This is a genomic window from Corynebacterium sp. S7, from assembly GCF_054401105.1.
Genome location: NZ_CM136760.1, coordinates 1,324,072 through 1,338,405 on the forward strand (window position 1 = coordinate 1,324,072; position 14,334 = coordinate 1,338,405).

A 14,334-nucleotide genomic window follows, 5' to 3' on the forward strand; every position below is an offset into this window, starting at 1 on the left:
GTGCACAAACGTCGAAAACTTATGGGGTTTCTGCTGTGCAGGAACAGGTGCAGGAACCGATTCAAACACATGATCAACTTCACATCTGCTTTTTACCTTTGATTCACATTCTCAGTGTTAAATAAGCAGTGATTTTTTGGAAAAAGATGATCAATAATTGTTTGAAAGGTTTGGTTAATGACCTCAATTCTCTCCGCGCCAGGTATTTTGCAGCAGCAGCTGGCGATGCTCAACGGTGCAACTGCGCACCTCGATTTTCAGGCTATTGCGGCACCAGCCTCGCAAGGAGCTCACCGGAGGGAAGAACTTCCAACCCAGCGCATCCAAAACTCCTATACGTGTCGCTTCCTCACACCGAAGCTCAATGATCCAGATAATGACTTCCACCTGATCGCAGGCGAGGATCTAGCCCCTCGCGCAGGAGATGTGGTTGTGGCTCGCGTCGTGGAAATCCATAACCACAAGCGCGTGGAAACGGAACATTCGCGCAAGGCCATCTTGTTCGAAGGCCATCTGGTCATGCTGGCCTATGGTCACCGCTACGCCGCCGATCAGTTCCTCGCACACGTGCCTGAGAACTTGGACTACTGCCACCTCGTCGCAGCTGGTGGCATCGCGGGCGTTGTCACCGAACACCATGCGGGTATCGATGCGCCCACTCTTATCGAACCACTAGGCCTGCTTGCGCGTGATGGAGTCGTGGTTAATGTGATGGAATATGCCCCACACGTCAACGTGGCACGCCCAGAAGCCCCAGCAAAGACCACCGAGGTCATCGCCGTGCTGGGCACCTCAATGAATTCCGGCAAGTCCACCACAGCTGCCTGCATGATCAACGGGCTGACCAAGGCAGGCAAGCGCGTCGGTGCGGGCAAAATCACTGGCACGGGCGCGGGCAACGACCGCAACTTGTTCTTCGACGCCGGAGCCACCGAAGTCATTGACTTCACCGATTTCGGATACGGCACCACGTTCCGCCTTGATTTCAACCAGGTGCGCGACCTCACCTCCAACATGATCGAGCTGCTCGGTCGCAACAACGACGTGGTCATCGTCGAGATTGCCGATGGGATCTACCAGGACGAAACGATGCGATTGCTTCGCGACGAGATCTTCCAGGCCAGCGTCGATCGTCTCGTATTTTCTGCCGTTGATGCCCTTGGTGCTCGGGCTGGTGTGCAGACTCTACAAGAAGCTGGACTGCAGGTGGCATGTGCCTCGGGTGTGATGACATCCTCGCCATTGGCAGCTCGCGAGGCAACTGGAGTTCTACTCGATCTGAATGTTCCAGTAATTAACACGTTTGAGCTGTGTGAACCACAAGTTGTAGGATCTTTTCTCAATCAGGAGCAGTAAAAAAGGGTAGTCGCATAGGGAAACAATGGCAGAAAAGATGCCGCCGATCTGGGCGGGGCGCAGGCGTTGGCTGCTAGTTCTTCTTACAAGCCTTGGCGTAGTCCAAGCCGTCCTCGCCTTAGTGATGGCGTTGTGCGTCGAGGCCGTGTTGGACAACAACTCCCATGCTGATCGTTGGGTGCTCGTCGTGATGATTGGCTCGGCGATCGGCCTGGGTCTGGCCCGCTGGTTGGAGCGCGTCAGCGGCGAAGACCTTGGGCAAGACTATGTTTTCGAACAGCGTCGCCGCCTAGTTGTCACAGCGGTGGGGGAAAGCGAGTATTCAGGCTCCCTGGGTGTGACGGTGACTCGAGCCTCCAACGATCTCTCGTCGATTAGAAATTGGGTCTCGTTGGGGATTGTTCCGCTGGTCACCGGAATTCCGCTGATCATAGTAGTGGTAATTGGCCTGTTCCTGCTCGATTGGTCGCTAGCGCTGGTTGTCACAGCCTCGATGGCCGTCTTTTTTGTCGCTATTCCGGCGCTCTCTAGCGCCACCTTTAAAAAGTCGCGGGCCTTGCGCAAACGGCGTGGCAGGATGTCGGCGCGCATCGCCGATACTGTGCTTGCCAGCGAATCCGTGCGCGCATCGGGCGCAGTAGCCAGAGAAATCAAACAGCTTGATCGCCATAGCGAAAAGGTGGTCAACGCGGCTGTGGCTCGCGCGCGGATCACCGGGTTGACTCGCGCATTGTCCGCTACCGCTTCCTCCTTTGCAGTCGTGGCGGTGGTGTTGGTCTCCGATCGGGGATTTGCAGAGGCCGCCTCTGTTGCCTCGGCGATGACCTTGCTGGGAGTCTTATCCACACCCTTGAATGACCTGGGCAAGGTGGTGGAATACCGCCAGAACTACAACGCCGCGACACGCATCCTTGTGCCGGTGTTGAACCAAGCAGACCGGCTGAAGGAAACCGAAGAAGAACGTCGGCAAGCATGGGAAGCCCGCGAGGGCGAAGCTTTGCCGGTCCGCGGCGGATCTGTCGTCGTCGATAGGCTAGTCGTCGACGATGACCCAATCGACACGTTGGTGGTACCTGCCGGGACTTTCGTCGAGATGCGATCGACGAATCAATCTCGCCTCAGGTCAGTCGTCTCGGAGCTTTTGTCTATCGATGATGAGGATTGTTTTGTCATTAACGGGCTCGATTATGTCAGTGCTCCCGCCAAAGTCAGGCGCGAACTCGTCGGATTTGCGTCCATCCACACCCACCTTGAGCGCGGGTCGGTGAAGCGACTCATCACATACCGCAAACCTTCGGCCGAACCGGAGGAGATCAATGCGTTGATCTCGGCTGTCGGATTAGAAGCCACGGTGAATGAAGATGCAAAGGGGCTGCGGAGGCAGCTAAAAAATGATGGTCAGCCCTGGTCACAAGGGGATGTGGCGCGCCTTAAAGTGGCGCGTGCACTGCTCGGTCAACCGCCTGTGTTGATCCTTGAAGGCATTGACCAGCATTTGCCACCCGAGTTCTTGGAAGACTTGGCTGGGTACCTCGCGCATTACCCAGGCGTAGTGTTGTGCGCCACGACGCAAACGGAGTGGCTGCCAGATAACCGCGTAGTCTGGAACGTCGATGGGCTACGCGCGATAGAGAGCAGGCAGGTTAATGGGCACGGAAAAGAGCTCGGAGCGGCACGAGTCTCAGAAGACACAGACACAGTCGACCAGAAGTAGGTGGCTCGCGCTGACGGCGATGTCGGCGGGCTATTTCTTGGTCATGTTTGATCAGGCCGTCGTGCCTGTGCTCACCCCGCACCTTCCTGCGGAAGTGGGGGACTCCGTCTGGATCACCAGCGTCTATCTTTTGTGCACCGTGGTTCCCATGCTGGTCACGGGCCGGATGGGGGATCGCTTTGGCCAACGCAAGCTCTTCCTCGCGGGAATAGCGCTGTACACACTTGGCCTGGCTCTGGCTGCCATGGCCCCATCTTTCGCTTGGCTGATTGTTGCGCGTGCAGTTCAAGGTCTGGGAGCAGCAGCTTTCTTACCTCAGGCATTTAGCGTGATTGGACACATCTTCCCCGAGCATTCGCGTGGCCCTGCCTACGCAATGTGGGGCGTCGTTGGCTCAGTCGGCTCGTTGATCGGGCCCGTATTTGCCGGATGGGCGGTAGACACGATTGGGTGGCGCGGCGCCTTCGGTATCCAGGCTGGCCTCGGAGTCATTGCCTGCGTAATGGCGCTGGCATGGATTCCAAAGATGGGCACGTCGCGTGCGCTTCTCGACGCTCCCTCTGTCATCATTTCCTTTATCGGACTCGGAGCGCTCGTCTATGGGATCCAATATGGAAACATCCTTGTACTGGTAATTGGCATCCTCGCCCTTATCGTCTTCTTCAGGCTCCAAGCGAAGCACGGCGATCAGGCACTGCTGCCCCTGAGCGTGTTTAAAAACCGCAACTTCACGCTCGCCTCGGTGGGCATTGCGGCCATGGGTTTTGCTGCTGCGGCCCAGTTCATTCCGATTATGTTCTGGCTCCAGGACGCGCGCGGGATCGACGCCACCACCGCAGGCTGGTTGACAGTTCCGATGTCGGTCGTGGCGCTGATCCTCACTCCATACGTAGGTGTGCTCGCTGACCGCGTGAACCCAAAGATCCTGTCTGTCTTCGGGTTCGGGGTCTTAGCGTTTTCGATGCTGTGGACGTGGTGGCTCATGGTCGGGGATGCTTCGGTGTATTGGATGATCGCGATTACCGCGCTCAAGGGAGTGGGAAGTGCGTTTATCTGGGTGCCCAATGCGGCAACTGCCATGCGCACGATTCCTTTGCATCTATCGGGCGCGGCCTCCGGGGCCTATAACACGGTGCGCCAGGTGGGAAGCGTTATTGGTGTGGCCCTGATCGGCGCGACACTCTCTATAGCAACGCCAACTCGCGGCATTGAGCTCGCCTCGGCCGACGCCATGTTAATCCTTGCAGCTGCCATGCTCCTCGGAGTTGTTGCATCACTTTTCCTCCGCTCAGACATTCCTGCCAGGAACCGCTAAAGTTGGGGGCATGCGCCTAGCCACACTGACTTCCGGCGGCGACTGCCCCGGCCTCAACGCAGTTATTCGTAGTATCGTCCGCACCGCCAATACCGAGTATGGTTCGACGGTTGTGGGCTACCTGGACGGTTGGGTCGGTCTTCTCAACGATCACCGCATTCAGCTTTACGACGATCACTTTATCGACTCGATTCTCCTGCGTGGTGGCACTATCTTGGGCACCGGCCGTTTGCACCCAGACAAGTTCAAGGCGGGCCTTGACCAGATCAAAGCCAACCTCGAGGACGCGGGAATCGACGCACTCATCGCCATCGGCGGTGAAGGTACTCTGAAGGGCGCGAAGTGGCTCTCCGATAACGGCATTCCAGTTGTCGGCGTGCCAAAGACCATTGACAACGACGTGAACGCCACCGACTACACCTTCGGCTTTGACACCGCGGTATCAGTGGCTACCGACGCGATCGACCGCCTGCACACCACGGCAGAGTCGCACAACCGAATCCTCATTGTTGAGGTCATGGGCCGCCACGTCGGCTGGATCGCCCTACACGCTGGCATGGCCGGTGGCGCGCACTACACCGTGATCCCGGAGGAGCCCTTCGACATCGCGGACATCACCAAGGCGATGGAGCGCCGCTTCCAGATGGGAGAGAAGTACGGCATCATCGTTGTCGCCGAGGGTGCAGTGCCAAAGGAAGGCACAATGAACGCAGGGCTTGGCGACGAGGACGAGTTCGGTCACAAGACGTTTACCGGAATGGGGCAAGTCATTGCCGACGAGATCAACCACCGCACTGGCTACGATGTGCGCACCACGGTGCTAGGCCATATTCAGCGTGGCGGCACCCCAACCGCATACGACCGAGTGCTCGCTACCCGCTACGGTGCTGCTGCTGCACGAGCTGCACACGAAGGCCAGTTTGGTACCTCGGTGGCTTTGCACGGCGAGGACATTGACTTGGTTTCCCTCGAGGCCGCAACCGGCAACCTAAAGACGGTCCCGCCGGAGCGCTACGCCATCGCGAAGTCCATGTTTTCTTAAGGGTTTACCTAAAGGTCTACGAGCACCTCTCCGCGCATAATTATCCGCGCGCTGCGCTCGAGTGCTACCCACTCCAGCTTGTCACCGTTGGCCAAAGCGTCGACGGTGACTTCACCTTTCGGGTGGGTGAAGGTAAATCCACCTTCGAAAACGGTGCCGCCGAGTGCCGTAGCTGCTCCGAGCGCCAAGATGCCCGTGGCGGGAAGAGCGTGGTGGATCACGCCTACCGAGGTCATGAATACTCGGTTGCCCTCGGAGAGCGCCAACCGGGGAATCACCTTGGAATCTAGGCCCATCCGTGTGCCCGCCTCGGCGCGGAAAGATTCGAGCCGATCAAGTAATTCCTGGTCTGTGTTCATCTCTTCGCGGGTGGTCAAAGAGACCCCGAGGTCGCGTGCGCGAACGATGGCAATGGGGTTTGCAACGTCGATGAGAGTTGTATCAATGCCCTGGATTTGCGTGATGCGACCGGCGGGGAAGATGGAACCAGTTTTCTCTCCACCCGGGCGCACAAAGCGGGTGTGAGTGGGCGTGATCTCCATCAGTGTGCCTGTATTTAGGTTGCGAACTGTGCATGACTCCTGCGCGGGAATCAATCCTGTGTCGATGGCATAAGGCAGGATCGCGGAAGAGAGATTGCCACAATTGCCATTCCAATCCACGGACGCTTCATTCGGTGAGACCTGTGCAAAGACACTGACAAGTTCTGCCTCATCCGACTCGGGCGCAGGGCCGACGAACATCACCTTCGAATTCGAGGACACGCCGCCACCAAGACCATCAAAAGCGACAGGGTCGGGGCTTCCAATAAGGCGGAGGCATAACTCGTCGCGAAGCGATTGCTCTTCTGGCAAATCTTCAAGGCGAAGCAAAAGTCCTCGGCTGGTGCCGCCGCGCATGATGTGGCAAGGGTATGCGGTTGTCATGAGGGAGATAATACGTTGTGGGAACTCTAGGAATGCGGCCATCGAGGTCGGAATGCAAAATTGCAGGGGATAGACCCTGACGAGACGCGCGGACGTCAAGGGCACTAGACTACCAACCATGACTGCGTACGACCTGATGGATTACGACGAGGTACTCGAGAAGTTTGACCCTGTAATGGGCCTCGAGGTTCACGTCGAGCTTGCTACCGAAACAAAGATGTTCTCCACTTCTTCGGCGCACTTCGGTGCTGCGCCGAATACGAACGTGGACCCAGTATCGCTCGGTCTGCCGGGCGCATTGCCGGTAGTGAACGCCAAGGGCGTCGAGTGGGCCATCAAGATTGGTCTCGCTTTGAACTGCAAGATCGCAGAGTCCTCCCGCTTCGCACGCAAGAACTACTTCTACCCGGATCAGCCGAAGAACTACCAGATTTCGCAGTACGACGAGCCGATCGCCTACGACGGTTACCTCGATGTTCTCTTGGACGATGGCACCGAGTGGCGCGTGGAAATCGAGCGCGCCCACATGGAGGAAGACACCGGCAAGCTAACCCACCTCGGTGGCACTAGTGGCCGCATCCACGGCGCGACCGCGTCCTTGGTCGATTGCAACCGCGCCGGCATCCCGCTAATCGAGATCGTGACCAAGCCAATCGAAGGCGCTGGGGAACGCATGCCGGAGATTGCTCGCGCCTACGTTGGTGCTATCCGCGAGCTCGTCCGCGCGCTCGGTGTCTCGGACGGACGCATGGATCAGGGTACGATGCGCTGTGACGCTAACGTCTCCCTGCGCCCATGGGGCCAGGAGGAATTCGGTACTCGTACCGAGACGAAGAACATCAACTCCCTGAAGTCGGTGGAGCAGGCCGTACGCTTTGAAATGCAGCGCCAGGCTCGCGCGATTGAAAACGGCGAGGAGATCATCCAGGAAACCCGCCACTACCAGGAAACCGACGGCACTACGTCGAAGGGACGTCGCAAGGAAAACTCCGACGACTACCGCTACTTCAACGATCCTGACCTGCCTCCAGTGCTTGCTCCAGCCGAGTGGGTGGAGGAAATCCGTGCAACCTTGCCCGAGCTTCCGTGGGTGCGCCGCGCACGCATTGAGAAGGAATGGCAGCTGCCGGAGAAGGAGTTCCGCGACCTCGTCAACGCAGGCGCTCTCGACCTAGTCGTCGACACCGTCGAGGCCGGCACCACCCCAGACGAAGCGCGTGCCTGGTGGGTGTCCTACCTGGCAGGAAAGGCCAACGAGCTCGGCACCGACTTGGACTCGCTTGGTGTTGAGCCAGCCCATGTTGCGCGCGTGGTTGTCCTGGTCAAGGAAGGCAAGCTGACCACGAAGCTAGCCCGTCAGGCACTCGATGGTGTCATTGAGGGAGAGGGCGACGTGGACGCGGTCGTCGCAAAGCGAGGCCTTGAGGTCGTCCGCGACGACGGTGCCATCGAAGCAGCTGTCGACGAAGCGCTTGCCGCAAACCCGGACATCGTGGAGAAGTACAAGGCCGGAAACACCAAGGTCACCGGTGCAATTGTCGGTGCCGTGATGAAGGCAACGAAGGGCAAGGCCGACCCGAAGCAGGTCAACGAATTGATTGCTGCCAAGTTGAGCTAATCTGCCAACAACCTTCGTATCCACCCAGCTTCTGGTAAGGTGGGGCGACGTTGTACGGGATGTCGCGAAGAAGGTTGTCGCAAATTCCCGGCACAGTGTGGTGGGAAACCTTTTTCATAGCAAGCGCGTCTCGTACGCGCTTGTTCTGTTTTCTAGAGATGAAAAGGGTTTTTCTGTGCGTAGAAGCATCACAATCGCGCTAGCATTTGTGGGACTTCTGGTTGGTGCTGGTTTTGCTACCGGCCAAGAGGTTGTCCAATACTTCGTTTCCTTTGGTTATATGGGCCTTGTCGGTGCGGTGATTGCCGGGGCAATCATGATTTTCTCCGGGGCGATCATCTTCCAATTGGGCTCGTATTTTTTAGCCTCCGACCACAACACGGTATTTAAGAACGTTGCGCACCCCTGGGTGTCCAAGTTTTTGGACTTAACGACGACCATCACCCTCTTTGCCATCGGTTTTGTCATGTTGGCAGGTGCGGGTTCCAACCTTGAGCAGCAATTCGGCTGGCCAACGTGGATTGGTTCTTGCCTGATGACCGCGCTAGTGCTGCTCACCGGATTCCTTGACGTGGACAAAGTCACCAACGTTATCTCGGCGATTACGCCGTTTATCATCATCGCCATTGTGGTGGCCTTCGTGATCACTTTGGTGAACTTCCCTGAAGACACCTCGCACCTCAACGCGATTGCCATGCAACAAGACTCGGCGCTTCCACACTGGTTGCTCTCGGCGGTGAATTACACTGCGCTCGCGCTGATGCTGGGTGTATCCATGATTTTGGTGATTGGCGGCAACCAATCCTCCACGAAGGCAGCATTTCGTGGTGGTGTCCTCGGCGGAGTGATCTTCACTGCCATGCTGCTGGTTTTGGCCTTTGTCATCTACTTCAACATCGAAAAAGTTGGTGGCCTTGACCTGCCGTTGTTGGGTGTTTTCGATGCTATGCACCCAGCCGTCGGATTCGTGGTCTCGTGGATTATTTACGCGATGATTTACAACACGGCTATCGGCATGTTCTACGCGCTGGCCAAGCGTTTGACCTCTCATCGCCCCGAGCGTTTTGTACCCGTTTTTATCGCGGTCACCTTGGCTGGATTTGTTGTGTCTTTCCTTGGGTTCTCCAACCTTCTCGGGTGGGTTTACCCCGTGATCGGTTATATCGGCATGGTGATGATTGCCGTGACCACGATCGCGTGGTTCCGCGGACGCCACAAGCTGAAGAAGGAAGAGCAACTGCGCGAGCGCATGGCAGAACTTGCCGAACAAAACATCGACCCGGAACAGGATGAACTCTCACCGTCAGAGGTCAAGGAAGTCAAGCAACTCGCCCGCACCTCCCGCGCGGATGGCAAAGAGCTCTGGGAAACCGTCCAGCATGACGTGGCAGAGGATCTTGACCTTGAAGTACCGGATGCTTCTGATTCCGGCAACCAGAATTCCGTGCAGAAGTAGCGCGAAAAGACCACAATAGTGGCATGACTACTTATGTTCCGAATGAACAACGTTATTCCGATATGCCCTACCGTACGGTGGGGCATTCCGGCTTGAAACTGCCAGCCGTCTCTCTTGGGCTGTGGCACAACTTCGGCGATGACAAGCCGCTGGAAACCCAGCGCGCCATCATCCAACGTGCGTTTGATCGCGGAGTAACGCACTTCGACCTGGCCAACAATTACGGCCCTCCTTCAGGCAGCGCAGAGAAGAACTTCGGTCGCATTCTGCGCGAAGACTTCCAAGGCTACCGCGACGAGATGATCATCTCGTCGAAGGCTGGCTGGGGCATGTGGCCTGGCCCATACGGCTGGGGTGGATCCCGCAAGTACCTAATGAGCTCGATTGATCAGTCGCTGACACGCCTCGGCGTTGATTACGTGGACATCTTCTACCACCACCGACCAGACCCAGATACGCCGCTGGAAGAGACCTTGTACGCGCTGCGCGACATCGTGGCTTCAGGCAAGGCACTGTACGTAGGCATTTCCTCCTATGGGCCAGAACTGACTGCGGAGGCTGCACAGTTCATGGCTGAGGAAGGCTGCCCATTGCTAATTCACCAGCCCAGCTATTCCATTGTGAACCGCTGGGTAGAACAGCCAGGTGAAGAAGGGGAGTCCCTGCTGGAATCGGCCGCAAATTCCGGTCTCGGAGTGATCGCCTTTTCCCCGCTGGCCCAGGGTCTACTCACGGACCGCTACCTCAGCGGCGTGCCGGAGGGCTCGCGTGGCGCTTCGAACAAGACGTTGTCTGGTGACATGCTCAGCGATGAAAACATCACCATGGCAAAGGCCTTGAACGATATTGCTGCTGAGCGCGGACAAACCCTGGCACAGATGGCAATTGCGTGGGTTTTGCGCGAGCAGGGAGAAAACGGCGCCGACACGGTAGTCAGCGCGCTTATTGGTGCCTCGAGCGTGGAACAGCTGGATCAGAATCTTGATGCAGTGAACAACCTAACGTTTAGTCAGGAAGAGTTGAAGGCGATCGACGAGGTCGCCCACGACGCTGGGGTGAATATGTGGCGCGATGCCATTAATTCCCGCACCCACGGTTAGGGGCCTGGGTTAAGCACTTGGGTTAAGCACCTGGGTTAAGCACGAGGCATGGTTGTGGGCTCTAGCTTGGTAATTACCTTCCGGAGAAGATTGCCGAGCTGGTGAGATTCCTCGTCGCTAAGCGGATCAAAGACCAGCTCACGCACTCGCTCGACGTGACCGGGGGCCGCTTCGCGGATGAACGTCCAGCCCTCCTCGGTCATGGCCGCGATGTTGATCCGGCGGTCGTCTTTGTCGGGGGTGCGGGTAACAAAGCCACGCTTTTCCAGGCGCCCCACCACATGCGACAGGCGGGACGGAGACATCTGGGTCAGCGCCGCCAATTCCGTCATGGTGAGTTTGGCATCATCGGCCATGGAAATCTGCGCGAGGGTGAAGTAGTCGTGGTGGTTGATCCCACTGTCAGCCTTGAGCTGTTCATCTAGGCGAGTGGGCAGCCAGGAGATGACGGCCCACAGCGCTAGCCAGGTTTCGGTCTCGTCGTCGTTGAGCCAGCGAGCGTCATTCATAGTTACATATGATAGGTGCCTGATGGTTAAAACTTCAAACAGTAAGTAATTTCGTAATAGGTTCGCCTACACTTACATCTCATGTCTGTAATTCGACCTGCTGAAATCCGCGATGTGAGTGCAATCCACGAGATGATCGTGGAACTTGCGGTGTATGAGAAAGAACCCGATGCAGTCTCTGCAACACCTGAGGATCTCACGCGCCACCTCTTTGCCGAGCACCCAGCGGTATTTGCCAACGTTGCCGAAGTAGAGGGCAATGTTGTTGGTTTCAGCCTGTATTTCCTGAACTACTCCACGTGGGAGGGTCGCCACGGGATCTGGCTGGAGGACCTTTATGTCAAGCCTGCTTTCCGCGGGCATGGCTGTGGCAAGGCGCTGCTGACTGAGCTTGCGCGCATCGCCGTGGATAACGACTATCGCCGCGTCGAATGGGCCGTATTGAAATGGAATACACCCTCGATTGAGTTCTACCGTTCACTTGGGGCGGAGGCGATGGAAGAGTGGGATACATACCGGCTGACGGGTCAAGCACTGACCGCGCTAGGGAGCACGGGTTCTACATCAGAGCAAGCTTGAGCGTGAGTCCAATCAAAATGATGCCGATGCCCACGTTGAGCACCCGCCACACGCGCGGGTTGGACAGTGGCTTCGATAGTGCACCCGCGCCGTAACCGACAAGCGGGAACCAAATCAGGCTGGTAATCATCGTGCCGACGATAAATAGCCAGCGCCCTGGGTCGCCGTATTGGGCGGCGATTCCACCGATGACCACGCCGTCGACCCAAGTATTAGGGTTGAGCCAGGTCAGGATCAACGCGGTGGCGACCGGTGTCTGGATCCGGGCGCGGACCTTGGCTCGCGTGCCTTGCGCGGTTTTCAGAGCCACCGTGGCCCCGGCACCTGTGGCTTCAGTGGCTTCAGTGGCGGCTGGTTCTTTGTTGTCTACAACTGCCACCGAGTGATCGGCGGGCGCGAAGGCGTCGCGAAATGCCTGAAACGAGAACCAGGCCAGATAGGCCACACCTACCCAGCGCAGGATTTCCAGCACTATCGGGGCTTGCTCAATCAGCACACCAACGCCGCTGACTGCGATGATGTAGAGCACCACGTCAGACAGAAGGCATACGAGAATCACGGCGGTGACTGACTCGCGTTTGATGCCCTGTTTGATCAGGAAAATATTCTGCGGGCCAAGCGAGATAATCAGCGAAAACCCGAGGGCAATACCGGCAACAATGATGGAAATGATGGACACGGGACTATCTCAACACGACGAAGAAGATTAGTCCATTTACATTTATGCAACCTGGTTTAGAATTGCTTCATGGACCAGGTCAAGATGACAACACTCGCCACAATTATTGATGAAGGAAGTTTCGAAGCTGCCGCCGATGTCCTCGGGATCTCGCCGAGCGCCGTCTCCCAACGCGTCAAAGCACTCGAGCACGAAGCCGGCCGGGTGCTTCTGCACCGCACGATCCCCGTGACTGCGACGCAGGCAGGCGAGGTGGTCGTCCAAGCGGCGAAACGGATGTCTTTACTCCAGGCCGAAACCGATGCAAAGCTCACCTCGCGCCTGGCTCGGGTGCCACTCGATGTCGCGGTCAACGCGGATTCCCTTGCCACCTGGTTTCAACCAGTCCTTGGAGAGGTTGCCCGCATGGGCAACGCAAGCTTGCGCCTGCGCGTCGAAGACGAGTCGCTCACCCTTGACCTACTGCGTCGCGGAGATGTTATGGGGGCCGTTACCCGCGAGTCGACGCCTGTCTCGGGGTGTACGGTCAGCGAACTCGGCTCGATGCGGTTTGTCGCCGTCGCAGCACCTCAGCTCGTGGAAGACGGGATTGACTTCGCCCGGATGCCCGTGCTGCGCGGAAGTCCCGCAGACGGCTACCAAGATCAAGTCGCTCGTCGTCACTTGGCTCAAGGACAGCGTGTCGAGCGCGGCGAAAGCATGATTCCCACCTCGCAGGCCTTCATCGAGGCCCTGGTAGTGGGACTTGGCTGGGGGTTGTTGCCGTTGGTCCAGGCGCAGCCGCTTATCGACGAGAACAGGCTCCTCGTCATCGACGAAGAGCCTGTAGATGTTGCCCTCTATTGGCAGAGATGGCGACTGGAATCCGACCTGCTCCGCGAGCTAACCGAGGTAGTGCTTAGAGCTGGAAAGGCTCTGGATGCTTGACCCTCTCCGACTCAGCAATCGGGCCAGGAAGGGTAACTCCCTCGGCAAATGGAGAGCCAGGCAGGTGATCGCGGCCATGAGGTTCCATGATGCCTGACATGTCAGGGCCAACCGGAACGATGCCCGTTGGGTTTACCTCGTGGTGCGTGATGAAGTAGTGCTCTTTGATCTCCTGGAAATCCGTGGTGTCGCCGAAGCCCGGGGTTTGGAAGAGTTCCTTGAGGTAGCCCCACGTGTTTGGCATCTCGGTGATCTTGTTTCGCGATGCCTTGAAGTGCGAGTAGTAAACGGGGTCGAAGCGTACCAAGGTGGGGTAGAGGTAGATATCGGCCAAGGTGATGTGCTCGCCCATGAGGAAGCGGTTGGTGGAAAGACGCTCCTCGATCCAGTCCATTGCCTTCCATAGTCGGGCGTAAGCCTTCTCATAGGCCTCCTGAGAACCGGCAAAGCCAGCGCGGTAGACGCCGTTGTTGACCTCGTGATAGATCTCGGTGGTCACCTTGTCAATCTCTTCGCGCAGCTCTACAGGGTAGAGATCAGGTGCGCCCTCGCGGTGGAACTGCTTCCACTGGTCAATGAAATCGACGGGGATGGAAGGGAAATCGTTGGTAACAACCTTCTTGGAAGAAATTTCGACGATAGCGGGAACGGTAATACCACGTGGGTAATCAGGGAAGCGGTTGAAGTAGGCCTCCTGAAGAAAGTGCAGTCCGGTAACGGGATCCTTCTCGTCTGGATCAAGATCAAACGTCCAGGACCGCTTGTCGTGGGTCGGGCCAGCGAGGCCGAGCGAGATAACGTCCTCGAGGCCCAGGAGGCGACGGGTAATAATGGTGCGGTGTGCCCAAGGACACGCACGCGCAGCCATGAGGCGGTATCGGCCGGCCTCTACTGGCCAGTGGAATGTGCCGTCTTCTTGAGCCTGTGGTTCAGAACCCGGTGCGAGATCGGAGACGATATGGTCGTCGATATACGTGGTGTCGCGGACGAACTCGCCGTCGGGGGACGCATTCTTAGCGGGTTCAACCCAGTCTTCCTTCTTCATTCCAGCTCCTTTTTTCTGTGATGGTCTCTGTTGCGATTTTATTGGGATGACTTCCAGGCTAAGCCGAA

Annotated in this window: 13 protein-coding genes; 9 read left to right on the forward strand and 4 right to left on the reverse strand. The window is 57.5% G+C overall.

Features of this window, described 5'->3' with window-relative positions; all coding sequences use genetic code 11:
- Positions 1–177 precede the first annotated feature (177 nt).
- Genes ACXZ66_RS06380 through ACXZ66_RS06395 form a run of 4 tightly spaced genes read left to right on the forward strand, consistent with a single transcriptional unit; the run spans position 178 to position 5,427 of the window.
- Positions 178–1,356: a P-loop NTPase family protein gene (locus ACXZ66_RS06380; RefSeq protein WP_458751048.1), complete on the forward strand. Its 1,179-nt coding sequence runs from the start codon at positions 178–180 to the stop codon at positions 1,354–1,356.
- Between the two features lie 25 nt (positions 1,357–1,381).
- On the forward strand, positions 1,382–3,070 hold the full coding sequence (locus ACXZ66_RS06385) for an ABC transporter transmembrane domain-containing protein (protein ID WP_458751049.1): 1,689 nt from the start codon (positions 1,382–1,384) through the stop codon (positions 3,068–3,070).
- Positions 3,071–3,089: 19 nt separating this feature from the next.
- Positions 3,090–4,385 (forward strand): MFS transporter, encoded by a 1,296-nt coding sequence (locus tag ACXZ66_RS06390; RefSeq protein ID WP_458751050.1) that lies wholly within the window; start codon positions 3,090–3,092, stop codon positions 4,383–4,385.
- Positions 4,386–4,395: 10 nt separating this feature from the next.
- On the forward strand, positions 4,396–5,427 hold the full coding sequence (locus ACXZ66_RS06395; RefSeq protein WP_458751051.1) for a 6-phosphofructokinase: 1,032 nt from the start codon (positions 4,396–4,398) through the stop codon (positions 5,425–5,427).
- Between the two features lie 8 nt (positions 5,428–5,435).
- Here ACXZ66_RS06395 and ACXZ66_RS06400 read toward each other — a convergent pair whose 3' ends face one another.
- A complete protein-coding gene (locus ACXZ66_RS06400; protein WP_458751052.1) occupies positions 5,436–6,353 on the reverse strand; it encodes a PrpF domain-containing protein in 918 nt (305 codons plus the stop codon).
- Positions 6,354–6,471: 118 nt separating this feature from the next.
- On the opposite strand from ACXZ66_RS06400, the gene gatB reads away from it, so the two are divergent.
- The 3 genes from gatB (at position 6,472) to mgrA (ending at position 10,527) form a co-directional block, all read left to right on the forward strand.
- A complete protein-coding gene (gatB, locus tag ACXZ66_RS06405; RefSeq protein ID WP_458751053.1) occupies positions 6,472–7,971 on the forward strand; it encodes an Asp-tRNA(Asn)/Glu-tRNA(Gln) amidotransferase subunit GatB in 1,500 nt (499 codons plus the stop codon).
- A gap of 175 nt (positions 7,972–8,146) precedes the next feature.
- Positions 8,147–9,427 carry a YkvI family membrane protein gene (locus ACXZ66_RS06410; protein ID WP_458751054.1) on the forward strand — a complete coding sequence of 427 codons (1,281 nt, stop codon included), beginning with the start codon at positions 8,147–8,149 and terminating at the stop codon, positions 9,425–9,427.
- Positions 9,428–9,450: 23 nt separating this feature from the next.
- Entirely contained in the window at positions 9,451–10,527 is a 1,077-nt protein-coding gene (gene mgrA / locus ACXZ66_RS06415; protein WP_458751055.1) for an L-glyceraldehyde 3-phosphate reductase, read from the forward strand.
- A gap of 35 nt (positions 10,528–10,562) precedes the next feature.
- Here the strand turns inward: mgrA and ACXZ66_RS06420 are convergent, their stop codons facing one another.
- Positions 10,563–11,036 carry a MarR family winged helix-turn-helix transcriptional regulator gene (locus ACXZ66_RS06420; RefSeq protein WP_458751056.1) on the reverse strand — a complete coding sequence of 158 codons (474 nt, stop codon included), beginning with the start codon at positions 11,034–11,036 and terminating at the stop codon, positions 10,563–10,565.
- A gap of 81 nt (positions 11,037–11,117) precedes the next feature.
- Here ACXZ66_RS06420 and ACXZ66_RS06425 point away from each other — a divergent pair, with 81 nt between their 5' ends.
- The gene (locus ACXZ66_RS06425) at positions 11,118–11,615 is read left to right on the forward strand and encodes an N-acetyltransferase family protein (protein ID WP_458751057.1); all 498 of its coding nucleotides are present in this window, start codon (positions 11,118–11,120) and stop codon (positions 11,613–11,615) included.
- On the opposite strand, the gene ACXZ66_RS06430 is transcribed toward ACXZ66_RS06425, so the two are convergent.
- Entirely contained in the window at positions 11,596–12,294 is a 699-nt protein-coding gene (locus ACXZ66_RS06430; protein ID WP_458751058.1) for a LysE/ArgO family amino acid transporter, read from the reverse strand. The genes ACXZ66_RS06425 and ACXZ66_RS06430 overlap by 20 nt on opposite strands.
- Before the next feature lie 69 nt (positions 12,295–12,363).
- Between ACXZ66_RS06430 and ACXZ66_RS06435 the strand changes: the two genes are divergently transcribed.
- Complete coding sequence (locus ACXZ66_RS06435; protein ID WP_458751059.1) at positions 12,364–13,221, forward strand: ArgP/LysG family DNA-binding transcriptional regulator; 858 nt, start codon at positions 12,364–12,366, stop codon at positions 13,219–13,221.
- Here the strand turns inward: ACXZ66_RS06435 and ACXZ66_RS06440 are convergent.
- Positions 13,193–14,266: a glutathione S-transferase family protein gene (locus ACXZ66_RS06440; protein WP_458751060.1), complete on the reverse strand. Its 1,074-nt coding sequence runs from the start codon at positions 14,264–14,266 to the stop codon at positions 13,193–13,195. The two genes, ACXZ66_RS06435 and ACXZ66_RS06440, sit on opposite strands and share 29 nt — an antisense overlap.
- Positions 14,267–14,334 lie beyond the last annotated feature (68 nt).

Bases quoted from the DNA above. Each gene is read 5' to 3' on its own strand.
- ACXZ66_RS06380 (WP_458751048.1), top strand. From the start codon at position 178: ATGACCTCAATTCTCTCCGCGCCAGGTATTTTGCAGCAGCAGCTGGCG.
- ACXZ66_RS06385 (WP_458751049.1), top strand. From the start codon at position 1,382: ATGGCAGAAAAGATGCCGCCGATCTGGGCGGGGCGCAGGCGTTGGCTG.
- ACXZ66_RS06390 (WP_458751050.1), top strand. From the start codon at position 3,090: ATGTCGGCGGGCTATTTCTTGGTCATGTTTGATCAGGCCGTCGTGCCT.
- ACXZ66_RS06395 (WP_458751051.1), top strand. From the start codon at position 4,396: ATGCGCCTAGCCACACTGACTTCCGGCGGCGACTGCCCCGGCCTCAAC.
- ACXZ66_RS06400 (WP_458751052.1), bottom strand. From the start codon at position 6,353: ATGACAACCGCATACCCTTGCCACATCATGCGCGGCGGCACCAGCCGA.
- gatB (WP_458751053.1), top strand. From the start codon at position 6,472: ATGACTGCGTACGACCTGATGGATTACGACGAGGTACTCGAGAAGTTT.
- mgrA (WP_458751055.1), top strand. From the start codon at position 9,451: ATGACTACTTATGTTCCGAATGAACAACGTTATTCCGATATGCCCTAC.
- ACXZ66_RS06420 (WP_458751056.1), bottom strand. From the start codon at position 11,036: ATGAATGACGCTCGCTGGCTCAACGACGACGAGACCGAAACCTGGCTA.
- ACXZ66_RS06425 (WP_458751057.1), top strand. From the start codon at position 11,118: ATGTCTGTAATTCGACCTGCTGAAATCCGCGATGTGAGTGCAATCCAC.
- ACXZ66_RS06435 (WP_458751059.1), top strand. From the start codon at position 12,364: ATGGACCAGGTCAAGATGACAACACTCGCCACAATTATTGATGAAGGA.
- ACXZ66_RS06440 (WP_458751060.1), bottom strand. From the start codon at position 14,266: ATGAAGAAGGAAGACTGGGTTGAACCCGCTAAGAATGCGTCCCCCGAC.